Origin of the sequence: Methanosarcina siciliae T4/M (genome assembly GCF_000970085.1) — an archaeon.
In the GTDB taxonomy this organism is placed as follows: Archaea; Halobacteriota; Methanosarcinia; order Methanosarcinales; family Methanosarcinaceae; genus Methanosarcina; species Methanosarcina siciliae.
The window spans coordinates 2,983,335-2,997,736 of the sequence record NZ_CP009506.1; the positions used below are offsets into that span (position 1 = coordinate 2,983,335).

At 45.1% G+C, this 14,402-nt stretch carries 6 protein-coding genes and 1 pseudogene; 1 reads left to right on the plus strand and 6 read right to left on the minus strand.

Going from position 1 to position 14,402, the window contains the following annotated elements; all coding sequences use genetic code 11:
- Positions 1-94 precede the first annotated feature (94 nt).
- Positions 95-373 (plus strand): annotated as a pseudogene (locus tag MSSIT_RS25725) (ISAzo13-like element transposase-related protein); the annotation flags it as partial.
- A gap of 109 nt (positions 374-482) precedes the next feature.
- Here MSSIT_RS25725 and MSSIT_RS12645 read toward each other — a convergent pair.
- The 6 genes from MSSIT_RS12645 to MSSIT_RS12670 all read right to left on the minus strand — a co-directional run bounded on the left by MSSIT_RS12645 (position 483) and on the right by MSSIT_RS12670 (position 14,076).
- Positions 483-728, minus strand: a complete 246-nt coding sequence (locus MSSIT_RS12645) for a KEOPS complex subunit Pcc1 (RefSeq protein ID WP_048172814.1) — start codon at positions 726-728, stop codon at positions 483-485.
- Positions 729-859: 131 nt separating this feature from the next.
- On the minus strand, positions 860-1,387 hold the full coding sequence (locus tag MSSIT_RS12650; protein WP_231589803.1) for an rRNA maturation protein: 528 nt from the start codon (positions 1,385-1,387) through the stop codon (positions 860-862).
- 201 nt (positions 1,388-1,588) lie between these two features.
- Entirely contained in the window at positions 1,589-2,200 is a 612-nt protein-coding gene (locus MSSIT_RS12655) for a PEF-CTERM sorting domain-containing protein (protein ID WP_048172815.1), read from the minus strand.
- 187 nt (positions 2,201-2,387) lie between these two features.
- Positions 2,388-4,157, minus strand: coding sequence for a NosD domain-containing protein (locus MSSIT_RS12660; protein ID WP_231589804.1), 1,770 nt, complete (start codon positions 4,155-4,157; stop codon positions 2,388-2,390).
- A 1,122-nt stretch (positions 4,158-5,279) separates the two neighbouring features.
- Positions 5,280-8,522: a tetratricopeptide repeat protein gene (locus MSSIT_RS12665; protein ID WP_231589805.1), complete on the minus strand. Its 3,243-nt coding sequence runs from the start codon at positions 8,520-8,522 to the stop codon at positions 5,280-5,282.
- Positions 8,523-9,213: 691 nt separating this feature from the next.
- A complete protein-coding gene (locus MSSIT_RS12670; protein WP_048174771.1) occupies positions 9,214-14,076 on the minus strand; it encodes a leucine-rich repeat protein in 4,863 nt (1,620 codons plus the stop codon).
- Positions 14,077-14,402: the final 326 nt, after the last annotated feature.

Here is a 14,402-nt window from a genome sequence, read left to right on the forward strand (position 1 = left end):
AAACAATATAGTATATAACTGTATTTTATAAGCATAAATCATGATGAATGCCATGAGCCGTGTCCTTGAGTTATTGATTAAATCTGGCAAAAAAGATCCCATAAACGTTAATGTATATGATTTTAAAGATAAAGAACTGGGAAAAGTAAATCCTTATGGAGTCTACGATATTGCCAATAATGAAGGATGGGTAAATGTTGGCACGGATCATGATACGGCATCTTTTGCAGTTGAAAGCATATGTAGATGGTGGAATACAAGCAAATGGAATTAAATAGAGCACAGGTTATTTTCTTAAATATCCATGAATTGGAGAAGGAAACCACTTGCGAGCTACGAAGTAATTGTGAATCTTATTGCGGCAACAACTACATAAAAAGAGCTTAAAGTTAAGTGCATGTTAGATAAGAATGAATACCCAAAAGGGATTAAATCACAAATATGCCCCAGGCAGGCGCAGTTTTTACTTTCTGCGCGCCCTTTCAGGCTTCAGCTGCGACTTCCAGGACTTCCTGAGCGATCTGGATAAGCCTGAACCAGGTATTCAGGGCAGAACGTAGGGAAACCGCATCGTCGGCTTTAACCGTAAGTACAAGACAGTTAGAACCTTCAAGGATCAGCCCTATTTTTGACCTTTCAGAGAAGTTCTCGTTAAGTTCCGGAAGTACAGCCTGATAGATCTTTTCGGCAGTTTCGGTTTCAAATGTAAACTCTGCGGAAAGTTTCAAAAAATTCCTCCTTTTAGAATTCAGTCCTCAAAATCGGCTGGAAATTCCTGAATTGCCTGAAATTTCCAAACATTCCGAACAAAATGAAATTCCAGCATCTTTAGAAAAACGGGTTGAAAGAGGGTATTTGGTCAGTGTTTTTTAAAACCTTTGACATTCAGTTTAAAAAGGGACTTCCCACTGTCCGTGAAATCAATCTCTTTTTCCCCTGCTACTAGCACTGTGGAACGGAGAGGGAGCTGATCGACTTCCTCACTTTCGACTCTCTTAAAATAGAAAAAAGACTCAAATGCGTCCGCAATCTCTCCCTGACCTGCAAGCAACGGTTCAAGATCCGAAAACCAGTAAGAACCTATGTCCTCAGAATACCAGTCCGAAAACCTGAGGGAAAAGAGAAGGTTCCCTGTATAGTCGTAAAAGCCGAGTTCGCCGGGGTTCCCGTGGTACTCTCCCACGACTATTAAAGGCCCGCCCTCTGCAAACTCCATAAGTTGCTGCATACCCATCTTGCCGCGTGTAATGCATTTACCGGTAATGAAACGCGATAGAAGTTTACAAAGTGTCCGGGTCTTTGCAGAAGGTTTGCGAGAAGTAGTAATTAACATACCTCTCCTGACGAGATTTGAGTATTTTTCACTTTCGCTCCACCCGGAAACCATTTTCATTTCTGCTTACAGTGGAGGTGGGTATATGGGAATACATAATTATCAAGTTAACGTAGGCCTGACCCCGAGTAGAAGAGAGAACAAACAAAATATTCGATACAGGCATAAAAAAAGAAAATGCTTGAGAGCATTTTCATGTCAAATAAGAAATCACTAAATTATGAGGTTGTGTTTCCTAAATCACTTATAAGTATTTCACTCTTTTCTACGCTGGAACACGAACATTAAACCCATTATTGCACCTATTGGAAGCACGATACTTGGAAACTCCGGGATATTTACATCATCCTCTGTTTCATATGTCAAATCATCGCAGGTTAAATAATTGGAACTATCGTGGAAAATTATGTATGCTATATTTGATCCTTGCACTTCAAGATAAGTAGTTTTATGGAGGTTTGAAGTACCATTAACGCTATCAATTTTTAGGCCGCTTTCGTCGTATGCTTCCAGGGTAACATTACTAACGCAAGTATACCATAAACCAGCCCTTTTAACCGGTTGATCAAACGAGGCTCTAAGTTCTGTTGGGACGTAGGACTCACCACCAAAGTGGAATGCAACGACATGTGTCCCAGAATGAGGAGGATAGTCACCATAATTATATTTTGGTACCACAGCGATGCCTATATCATTACCACCTGAGAACGTTACTCCAGAGTAATGTGTTCCAAAATCCTCAATTCCATCTCCCTCAGATAAGTCTTCAAAATCAATCGTAGTAACAGTTCCTGCAGCCGCTGGAAAAACCACTAGCAAAACAATGAAAACTGTTAGTAATAGATTTCTTGGCGATATTTCCTTCATAATCTACCCCTACTTCTAGATTTTTTACTAATTTTTTTTGAAGTTATTTGCCTAACTTTATTAATATTTTAAACCATGTTTATTTAAATTTTATAAGGATTTTTTTGCCTGAAAGCAAAGGAAAAATTATGGGAAATTTGAGAAAGTTTTTCTCAATTCCCCTTTTTGTTTTTCATTTTTCTCCTCGTCAGATCATTGCAAACATATCCACAACATCATCAAAGTCTATCCTCTCATTCCCATTGAAGTCGAAATACTCCACAGGCATGTTTTCCTCTACCCAGTCCATGTTATGGAAGTAAGCTACTATGTCTACGAAACTGAACTCCCCGTTTCCGGTGAGGTCTTCATAGAGTCCGTCTCCGTCAAGGTCCTTAGGTGCATATTCCTGATCCGGCAGAGGACTGAGGAAGGTCACTTCAATTGTCCCGGTTAAAAACTCTGGTTCGATAACGTTTCCGGAGTCGTCATCCAGACGGTCAACCCCTATCGAAAGATTCACAGACCCGTATTCCTTTCCAGAAACAGCTAGGATGGCGAGCACAACACCTGCTGCTCCTTCCTTAACAACGTCTCCCCCGTCAACAGTCTTCAGGTAGATCGAAGTCCCTGGCAAGGAAGAGTTCTCAGTAATCAATGCCCAGGTAGGGTACTTAATATCAACTACCTCGGCAACATCCGGGTCGTCGAGAGCAACAGTCAGGTTGTAGCCTGAAAAACCTGCAGGGAAATTACTGGCAATGATACTTATTTCAGTGGATTCGTTTTCTGAAACTGAGGAACTTGCAGGGTCGAAATAGAGAGTAACAGTTGACCCGGAAGCTTCGGAAACTTCGATGTAATCCGATTTCAACTTAAAGTCAGAACCTGCATTATTTTCCACAGTCAGGTTGACGGTATAGTTACCTGCTTTAGAATAAGTATGCGAGGGGCTCTGCTCGGTTGAAGTATCTCCGTCCCCGAAGTCCCATGACCAGGAGGTCGGAGACCCGGTAGATTCATCCGTGAAGTTGACTGTTAAAGGCGCATCTCCAGATGTCGGTGATGCTGTGAATGCAGCAACGGGGATAACAGGACCGCTACCGCCAAAGTAGTTTTCAAAAGGCTGCATCAGGGAATAGTTATCGGCTCCCAGGCTGTCAGGTAAGACGTACGGCTCGTCCCCTATTCCATCACCGTTGGTGTCTGTACCGTTGTAGTCGGACCAGTAGTTGCCCATGTAGCCGGTGTAGGTTGTGCCGTTGTAGGTATATGTGATTTGATCTGGAGAAGACCAGCTAATGGAAGGAACTGTACCTGTAACCATCGTAATTTGTGAATTATTAGATATACTGTTTAAATATATTTTATTATCAGTTCCTGGATTATAGAACCAAAAACCAATCTTATTTGATTCGATGCGATTATTCTTAACCGTGTTATTAACAACATTAGCATAAAAAAAGATAGCTGCTGCATTTTTATTGCTTTTAATTGTATTATTGGAAATTACACATGAATTTGCACTCATATATAAAGCAAAATTTTTTGTACAATTTGAAATAACATTATTTTTGAATACGGTTCGATCTGCTCTCAATTGAACCGGAGTTGATGCACTTATTCCATCAAATACACAATCACTAATGATTAAATCAGAAACAGTGCCTTCACCAATAGCAATTTGAGGTTGTGCCGATGTTTTTATTCCTTTAAGAACAGTACCAGTTGCATTATCAGAAGCTCTTGATCCTTCAGGGAGGTAAATACTGCTGCTAACTGTTACGACATCATCACCTTCTCCGATGATGCTTATGTATGGCTTGTTGACATTGAAACCGAGATAGTCACCTGCATACACGTAAATAGTATCTCCGGAAGAAGCGCTATCAACAGCAGTTTGTATGTCTATAAAATCTGCTCCACCACTATCGTCTACATACCAGGTCTTTGCTTCTGCAGGTCCTATTAATACCATACAGATAAGTGCAAAAAGAATTAGAAACATTCCTTTATTCATCTGTCATTCACTCCTCATTCTGAAATTTTTGTTTGAAACTCCTGTGATTGTGGTCTTTTTCAGCAGGATCTTGGAGGATGTTCGGGATTGAATCACAATTATTTTGTAGCTCTTTTAGTCTGAAGGGGAATCTCCCAATAATAAAAAACAAAAAAATTTGCGGTGCATATAAAAAACCTGGAGTTGCGCTATATCGTGTTTTTCAGATCAGCCCAAGTTATTGAGTTAAAATCACTGTACATAATTTAGTTCCCATTTCTGAAGTCAAGAACGAAACTTTCCAACTAATGCTGCCCTCTGCCATTATTCCAATATTTTGTTCAATGTTATGAGATTTATCATGATTTGGATTCTAAATCTTCTGGAGAGGATCACATTTCAGACTTGAATAATTTAGTATGAAAAAATGATTACGATGTATATAAATCAATCTAAAAAATAAGAATGTTGCCCTTTTATATATATGATGAGTAATAAAAATAAATCAATTCGTAACACATATTTTGCATAGTTGAACTAAAAAGGTTGAACTGAAAAGGTTGAACTGAAAAGGTTGAACTGAAAAGGTTGAACTGAAAAGGTTGAACTGAAAAGGTTGAACTGAAAAGGTTGAACTGAAAATCAACTGCATTAAATCTTCAACTGTCTACACTATGTGTCTCTAAGAAAGTCTAATGCATTTGATTTTGAAACCCAAATGCGTAAGTCCTAATACTGGAAGAAGTACTTCTACCTGATTACAAAAAACGCTTCAACCGCGTGAGTCCTATCATTGAACGTGTTTTCAAATAAATGAAAGGAAGAAATTGTGGGAAATTTGAGAAAGTTTCCATCAATTCCCCTTTTTGTTTTTTTATTCTCTTTTATTCTCCTCAATCATATCATTCCAAACATGTCCACGACATCATCAAAGTCTATCCTCCCGTTTCCGTTGAAATCGAAGTACTCCACCGGCATTAATTCTTCTTTTTGGTTCTCAAACTCTTTTTGGTTCTCAAACTCTTTTTAAACCTCCTCTGGCTCCGGAACATATCAGTTTTCCACGTCTGTTTTATTTTCCTGGTTGTCCCCAGTTTCGTGTCAGTGTTGTTCCTTCTGCCTCTCTCCGGAGGAGGTATTGGTTACCTGCTGAGGAGTTTCGGTTATGTTTATGCTGGTATTGTCAGAATAGTTTCCTTCTCCTTTGTACCATCTTACAGGCAGAGAGTAGTTAAGGTCACTTCTGTATGTTTCGGGGATAAAGATGCGGGTTCCCCTGTTCTGAAGAGCTGTAACAAAGCCGGGGTCGATAGAATCAAGTTTTGTTTTACATGCCGAAGCATCCTCGTATTCCTTTATGCGGTAGTGTGCAAAACGCTTGTTATAAAGGATAGACGGTTCATTAGGATTGATTGCAAGAGCACCGTTATATGAATTGATCGACTCGTTAACATCTCCCATTACATTGTATAGATACCCCCTATTGTACCACGCCGTTATACAATCTGGTTTTAGCGTCACCACTTTATCAAAGCTTTCAACGGCAGCAATGTTGCTGCTTATTGCGAAATTAGCGCATCCTTTGAAGTACCAGGCAGTGGCATTATTCGGGGCATACTCAATGGCTTTGTCATAGCTGGCAATTGCCTCCTGATATTTCTCCATTTTAGCGTAAGCAAAACCCTTGTTATTTATTGCATCAATATTTTTCGGGTCAAGTGCAAGGATCCGGTCATAACAGGCTATTGCAGTCTCGAAATCTCCCATCGCTTCAAGGGTCTTACCCTGGCGGTACATTATCTCTCTGTTTTCAGGTGTAATCCGGAGAATCTCCCCATAGGTTGAAGCAGCTTCTTCATACCTCCCGAGTTCTTCAAACAAAGAAGCTTTCTCAGTCATTGCCTTTGAATTGGAAGGGTCAAGCTGCAAGATTCTGTCGTAGTCCTCCAGGGCTTCTTCCTGCCTTCCGGACTTTATCAGGGAAAAAGCCCGACCATCCAGGGCCCCTATGTTTTCCGGCTCAAGTTCTAGAAGAGGGTTGAAACATTCAACTGCTTCCTCGTACCTGCCAAGATTTACAAGGGCCTGCGATTTTCCCTGCAGGGCTTCAGGGTCACTGGTGTTGGTAGCAAGTAACTGGTCGTAGTAAGCAACCGCTTCTTCCGATTTCCCAAGGGTGTTCAAGACGGAAGCCATGCCGTACAAGGCATTGCTCGACTGAGGGTCAAGATCGAGAGCTTTTTTGTAACACTCCAGAGCTTCCTCGCTTCTTCCGAGTTTGTCAAGGGCAGAGCCTTTCTCATACCAGGCTTCGGTGCGTAAGGGGTTAATCGAAAGAGCCGTATCGTAAGCATACAGGGCATCCTCATGCATGTTAAGTTTGCTGTATGCTGAAGCTTTGCCGTACCAGGCTGCATCGTAGCTGAATTCCGGGCTCAGGTCATCAAAGTTCTCTGAAATGTCCGAGCTCTCCTCAGTAAGTGTATATTTATAGCTCAGAAGGTAAGACCAGAAGCCTCCCGAAATTGCACTTTTAGGACTGACCTCCATTTTTTTCCCTTCCGATGAATTGGGAGTCAAAACCCCATCCAGTTCTTCCGTATTCTTGTTTAATCTGAATCGAGCAACAGAATACCCTTGATTTATCCGGAGAGCCTTACTGTAACAGTCTGAAGCTTCCTGGTGCCTTTCGAGCTGGTCAAGAAGAAGACCCTTGTTGTACCAGATTTCAGCACTATCAGGGGCTGCGGCAAGAACTTTTTCATAGCATACAAGAGCCTCTTCATAGTCTCCTGTTTTTGCCAGGGCAAAAGCTTTGCCGTACCATGCAAGTGTATAGTTTTCATCAAGGTTTACAGCTTTATCAAAATTTTTTGCGGCATCTTTGTATTGCCCAAGTTTTGAAAAATCGTATCCTTTTCTGTACCAGACTTTCGCATATCCGGAGTCCAGTTTCAGGGCTTTATCATAGCAGTTAGCAGCTTCTTCATACCTGTTAAGTCTGTCAAGATCCTGGCCTTTCCTGTACCAGACCATTGCGTGTCCTGATTCTGTCTCCAGTACACTATCATAACATTCAAGAGCAGATTCGTAGTTTTCGAGTTTATCAAAAGCCAGTCCTTTGTCGTACCAGATTTTAACTGCAGAAGATTTAAACTCGGGAACTTCAGAATACCCGGGAAGTGAAGAATCATAAGCATTAAACTCTTCGAGAAGAGCATCTCCAACCTCCTCCACCTCAATTCCTGCATCCGGATTAAGGGCTCTGTCATAGCATGTTATTGCAGCGTCGTAATCTCCCATCGCATTAAGCACGGAACCTTTACTGTACCATGCATCAGCGTTATCAGGACTGTAAATGAGAATCTCTTCATAGCACTGCAGGGCCTCTTCGTTTCTACCAAGCTGCTCGAGACAGAAACCTTTCTTCTGCAAGGCACTGAGGTTTTCAGGCTCTGAAAGGAGGACAAATTCGTAACAGGTCAGGGCATCCTGATACATCTCCATCCCCTCAAGGTCTACGCCTTTATTATACCAGGCCTCCGTAAGGTCAGGATTGAGGGAAATTGCTTTGTCGTAACATTGTATTGCAGCTTCATAATCTCCGGACATATCATACATTATACCTTTCTGAGTCCAGAGTTCAAAGTCGTCAGGAGTAATATTAAGTGCTTCGTCAAAACACTTCATTGCTTCTTCGTAGTTTTCAAGCCCGGTGTAAGCTTTCCCCTTCATTTGCAGAGTTTCGGACACGTTGGAGCCCAGGTCAATTGAACTATCATAAGAAGCTAATGCCTCCTGTTCCAGACCGAGTTTCTCAGAGGCAAGGGCTTTCTGGAACCAGACTCTGGAAAGATAGCTGTCCATAGAGAAACTTTTCTCATAACAATTGAGAGCCTCTACATAATTTTGTGTCTGAAGATATTCATCGCCTTTTTGATACCAGCTCCAGGAAGAAGCCGGGAAGTTTTCAAGAGCTCTATCATAGCAGTCAATAGCTTCTTCGTATCTTTCGAGCGATGTCAGAGCACAACCCTTTCCATACCATGCCATTGAAGAATTCGAATCCATTTCAAGTGCGTCGTCAAAACATTCCATAGAAAGCTCGTATTCTTTAAGAGAATAGAGATTATTGCCGTTCTTTATCAGGCCTTCTACAGAAACAGGACGCTGCGCAAGTACCTCTTCAAGTGAGGGAGGAGAAACAGGCTCGGCATCTCCTACAGTATCCTTCTGGTCCTCCACTGCTCCTGCTACATGTAAAAAACCTGTACTGGCATATAAACTACAGGTCAGAAGAATGAAGAAACAAGCAATCAGGTAAATTTTTTTAATTGAGCTCATTAAATACCCCGATTTATTCTAATGAGTTCCTGTGGTATATTTTCATAAGCAGTCCCATCAGTATCCTTTTAAGTCGCTCTGGTATTTTTGAATGTTATAAACAAGAACATCGAGACTAATATAACTATTTTAATCCTCTTACTACCTAAATTCTCTTTGCTCCACACCAAGATATTTTATCCAGTTTAAACCGGATTTCTTTCCTATAAGTTTTCAGTAGTTTCTTAGTTAATTTGAAGAGGATATGTTTTTTTCATGCTCTCCGATTAACCTCTCAACTAACCGACAACCGGTTATCTTCCCACTGGTTCGGTTTCTCTAATAAAGACTCTGATTATGTTTTTTGTGATATTAGTCTGCTGGCTTTTTTCGGCCTATCAGCACAATATCGTTTTAGGGTCCTTAAAAATTGGTAAGATTGTTAAGGATTAATGAGCTTTATTTCTGAGATTAATTATTGTTTTATTGTTTCCCAGAGAAAAATACATGTGCAAAATAATTTTTTGCATTTAAATAAATATTTTATCTCAATTTATGTTTTAAACGCTGATTGGTCCTCTTCTAATGTGAAATTTTGTATGAAAGAAAAATGGGCTCAAATGCCATAATTACGAGAAAAAATTATGGGAAATTTAAGAAAATTTTTCTCAATTCCCCTTTTTGTTTTTTCATTCTCTTTTGTTCTCCTCAATCATATCATTGCAAACATATCCACTACATCATCAAAGTCTATCCTCCCGTTTCCGTTGAAGTCGAAGTACTCCACCGGCATGTTTTCCTCTATCCAGTCCATGTTGTGGAAGTAAGCCACTATATCCACGAAACTGAACTCTCCGTTTCCGGTGAGGTCTTCATAGAGTCCGTCTCCGTCAAGGTCTCTAGGGGCATATTCCTGATCCGGCAGGGGGGACAGAAGGGTCACTTCAATCGTCCCTGTTAGGAGGGCTGGTTCAATGGAGTCACCGGAATCTTCCTCCAGACGTTTAGCCCCTATCGAAAGGTTCGCAGATCCTTTCTTCTTTCCGGAAACCGTGAGAGTAGCAAGCACAACATTTGCTGCCCCTTCCTGAATGGCATCTTCCAGGTCAACAGTCTTCATGTAGATGGAAGTCCCGGGCAGGGTAGAGTTCTCAGTAATCAGTGCCCAGGTCGGGTACTCGATGTTGACTATCTCGGCAACAGCCGGGTCGTCTATAGCAACGGTCAGGTTGTAGCCTGAAAGACCTGCAGGGAAGTTGCTTGCAACGAGATTTATTTCAGTGGATTCGTTTTCTGAAACTGAGGAACTTGCAGGGTCGAAATAGAGAGTAACTGTTGACCCGGAAGCTTCGGAAATTTCTATGTAATCCGATTTTAACTCAAAGTCAGAACCAGCTTCATTTTCCACAGTCAGATTTACGGTGTAGTTACCTGCTGCAGAATAAGTATGTACAGGGTTCTGCTCAGTTGAATCCACGGTTCCGTCGTTTTCAAAGTCCCAGGCCCAGGAAGTCGGCGATCCGGTAGACTGGTCGGTAAAGTTAACTGTTAGAGGAGCAATCCCGCCAGTTACATCAGCAGTGAAAGCAGAAACGGGTTCTTCAGGCGTGGATGATTCGGATACTGTGATATAATCGATCTTTACTTCGGAATCGGTCCCGTTTGCATTTGCAACCGTAAGGTTGACAGTGTAAGTACCGGCTGAAGTATATGTATACGATGGGTTCTGCTCAGTTGAGTCCACAGTTCCGTCGTTATTAAAGTCCCATTCCCAGGTCTCTGGAGATCTGGTGGACAGGTCGGTGAAATTCACAATCAGAGGTCTGATTCCTGATGTCACGTTGGCCTCGAAGTCCGCCACCGGGGCCGCTGTCAGCGGGTAACAGGCGACGCTTTTCCACGTCGGCGTGGTGAAGCCGGTAGCATCTTCGTAGTAATACGCCACTATGTTGGGGCTGTTACTCGCCCAGTTGCTGCTTACCGTCGTCGGTGCATTGCCCGTGAACACCATCGAGGTCAGGGCACTGCAGCCCTCGAACGCAACGTTGCCGATGCTGGTGAGATTGTTTCCTATGGTCACCGAGGTCAGGCCGCTGCAGCCCCGGAACGCACGCACACCGATGCTGGTAACACTATCAGGAATGACCACCGAGGTAAAGGCGACGTTCTGGAACGCATAATCGCCGATGCTGGTGACACTGTTTCCTATGGTCACCGAGGTAAGGGCTCTGCATCGGTAGAACGTACGCTCACCGAGGCTGGTGACATTGTTTCCTATGGTCACAGAGGTCAGGCCGCTGCATTGGTAGAACGCACTGCCACCGATGCTTGGAATGACCACCGAGGTCAGGCCGTTGCATTCATAGAACGCACTGCCACCGATGCTTGTAACACTGTCAGGAATGACCACCGAGGTCAGGCCGCTGCATTTATAGAACGCACTGCCACCGATGCTGGTGACATTGTTTCCTATGGGCACAGAGGTCAGGCCGGAACATCCATAAAATGCACTGTCGCCGATAGTGGTGACGCTGTCAGGAATAACCACCGAGGTCAGGGCGACGTTCTTGAACACACTGCCACCGATGACGGTGACAGGCAGACCCACGATGGTGTCCGGTATGACGACATCGCCGCCCGGTCCGGAGTAGCCGGTTATGGTCACCGAGGTACCGTCGCTGGTGTAGGTAAAGTTCCCGACCGGTTCGACTACGGTGATATAGGCTGTCTTAACTTCACTGTCATTGCCCCAGGGATTGCTGACATTCAGGCTGACCGAGTAGGTACCCACCGTATCGTAGGTGTTACTGGGTTCCCTTTCCGTGCTGTCCACCGTGCCGTTGTTGTTGTAATCCCATGCCAGTGCGTTCGCTCCCACGCTCGTATAGGTGAACGTTAACGTTAACGGTGCAGTGCCATAGACGGCGCTCGAGGTGAAATCGGCAGTTGGAACGCCTACTGGATAGCATGGGACTCCGTTCCACGTCGGTGTGGTGAAGCCGGTAGCGCCTTCGTAGTAGTACGCCACCAGGTTGGTGCCTGATGCCCAGCTACTGCCGACCGTCGTCGGTGCATTGCCGTTGAATATCATGGTGGTCAGAGCAGTACATCCGTAGAACGCACTGTCGTCAATGGTGGTGACATTGTCAGGAATAACCACCGAGGTCAGGCTGGTGAGGCCCTTGCACGCGCTGTCGCCGATGGTTGTCACCGGCAGGCCATCAATCTCACCGGGGATGGTCATGTTGCTGTCCGGTCCGGAGTAGCCGGTTATGGTCACCGAGGTACCGTCGCTGGTGTAGGCCCAACCGTCTGCGCGGCCCTCGGTCACGGTAATATAGTCTGTCCTGAGCACACTGTCGCTGCCCCAGGGGTTGCTGACATACAGGCTGACTGCGTAGGTACCCGGCGTATCGTAGGTGTAACTGGGGTTCCTCGCAGTGCTGTCCACAGTAGCGTCGTCGTCGAAGTACCAGGACAGCGCGTTCGCGCCCACGCCCGTATAGGTGTACTGTACCGTGAGCGGGGCGCTGCCGCCGGAAACGCCGTGGGTCGAGAAGTCAGCGGTCGGGGAGCCTACCGGATAGCACGGCTTGCCGGACATCGTAGGGGTGCTGAAGCCGGTAGCGTTCTCATAGTAGTACATCACTATATTGGGAGCATTATAGTTCCACGTCCCACTAAGCCCCGGTGCGTTGCCCTCGAATATCATGGCATTCAGGGAGGGACAGTCACGGATCCCATAGCCGTAAATCATATTAAACCCGCTGCCCAGAGTTAGCGTTTCTAAGGAGGGACAGTTCCGGAGTCCGTTATTTGTAATATATGTTATTCCGCCCATGTCGATGGAGGTCAGGTCATCGCAGTTATTGAACGCACCGGCTCCCATGCTGGTGACACTGTCAGGAATGACCACCGAGGTCAATGGGGATCCACTTAACGCATTTTTGGCTATTGCAGTGACAGGAAGACCATCTATCTCACTTGGTATGACCAGATCGCCGGCAGGGCCGGTGTAGCCGGTGATTGTTACCGAGGTGCTACTGTTAGTATATAGCAGATAATCTTCCAGAGGGGTCGCATCAATCACGGTGATGTAGTCGGTCTTGAGTTCCTGGACGCTGCCTGTAGACTTGGTAATCGTCAGATTGACGGAGTAGTTACCTGTCACATTGTATGTATATACAGGGTTCTGCTCCGTGCTGTCCACATTCCCATCATTGTCAAAGTCCCACTGCCATTCGGTCGCCCCGGCGCTTTTGTCGGTGAACTGCACCGTCAGCGGTGCGGAGCCGTAGGTAGTGTTGGCAGCAAAGCAGATATCTGGATCCTCCAGACCGAACATGTAACCCGCGTCATTGCCATAGTAGACCATGCCGTCGGAGATTGCAGCACCCTGCAGGCTATACTGCTTCATACTGCTGGGCGGGAAAAACGTGAACTGCTCAATGGGTTCGGTGTTGCCCGGCATGTCCTTTAGACAGTACATACCGCTGGAGTAATCGTTTGTTGTGAAATATATGTAAATCTCCCCGTCGCCGTCATCATAGTAGGTAGAGATGGCAGGAGAAGATTGCACCTGGCCGCCTGCGGCATAGGACCAGATTATTTGCAGGGAATCGGCATCAAGGCAGTACAGGGAACCACCGCAGCCCACATACACACGGTCATTGTACACGGCAGGGGTGGAGGTGGAGTCGCCCGTCATAGTACCGGTGCCCTTAACAGTCTTCACGAAGGCGCCGGTGCCGGGGTTGAACCCTACATAGTAGCATGTGGATCCGGCAGCGAAGTACAGCCTCCCGGTTGATTGGTCATAGCTCAGGGAGGAACGGATATTGCCTGTACCGGAGTCGAAGATCATGCTGGTGCTCACATCTTCCGCGGCCGCCCCGGTGTATTTGTTAACCGAGACCAGGTGGCCGTCGTCACCACCGTAGACGAGGTAGTCGCCCACCACACAAGCGCCGGACCAGTAGTAGCCCGCACTGCTGGTGCAGGCAAGCTCCCACACGAATGAACCGTTAGTGGCATTCACACAGTAGTATGAGCCGGTGCCGCTGGCAAACCAGGTTCCGAAGTAGATATTACCCTCGTCATAGACTATAGGGGTGTTCACCTGCGCCTTATCGCCGCCCAGCCCGGTGGAGTTGATCCAGGCCCTTGTGCCGTTGGAGATGTCGTATGCGGCGATGACGCCGTTATTGGTGCCGATGAAGATCTTGCCGTCGGCGATCACAGGCGTGGACAGAACGAACCCACCAGATAGAGAGGTATTCCATATTTCATCCCCGGTGGTCTTGTTGAAAGCAAAAGCTTTGCCCATAGCGGCGGTATAAACGACATCGCCGGCGACCACAGGCGTGGTGTCGATACCGGCCATCCCACTAGAACTTGTAAGAACAGCGAAGGCATAATCGCCGTTATTGCCTATCGGGCCAGCCTCATCGGTGATTCCGGAGTTGTAATTGTCGTTCTGGAACGTGAACCAGTCGGAACCCAGTACCGGCTGAGCAGCCGCCACCAGGAGCAATGTTACACAAATCAGAAATATTTTCAATGTATTTTTGTTCATATTTTCGTTTCTCCTATTTTTCATAGGGGTTCAGCCTGCCTGCGCGGAAATGTCCGGACCCCAGAAGATTTGATAATCGGTTTGCCCGGGCAGGAAATTGTTTTTGGTTCAAGGATTTTCGGACCTTTGAAGAAAGCAGGAAATGACTGAATTTTGTTATTCTGTTTTTTATTCTCACTGATTCTGAGGATTCTGGAAACAGCCGGTTCTGAACTACTTAGCTGTAGAAAGTTCCGGTGACCTAACAGATAATGATAGCATTTCAAAATCCGGAAAAATGCCGAATATGAAAAGCACAGCTCAAATTAAAATTCGCCCTTTAGGCA

What these genes read in the sequence shown, in the direction of transcription:
- MSSIT_RS12665 (WP_231589805.1), bottom strand. Translation starts at nt 8,522, where the DNA reads ATGAGCTCAATTAAAAAAATTTACCTGATTGCTTGTTTCTTCATTCTT.
- MSSIT_RS12670 (WP_048174771.1), bottom strand. Translation starts at nt 14,076, where the DNA reads ATGAACAAAAATACATTGAAAATATTTCTGATTTGTGTAACATTGCTC.
- MSSIT_RS12660 (WP_231589804.1), bottom strand. Translation starts at nt 4,157, where the DNA reads ATGGTATTAATAGGACCTGCAGAAGCAAAGACCTGGTATGTAGACGAT.
- MSSIT_RS12655 (WP_048172815.1), bottom strand. Translation starts at nt 2,200, where the DNA reads ATGAAGGAAATATCGCCAAGAAATCTATTACTAACAGTTTTCATTGTT.
- MSSIT_RS12650 (WP_231589803.1), bottom strand. Translation starts at nt 1,387, where the DNA reads ATGGTTTCCGGGTGGAGCGAAAGTGAAAAATACTCAAATCTCGTCAGG.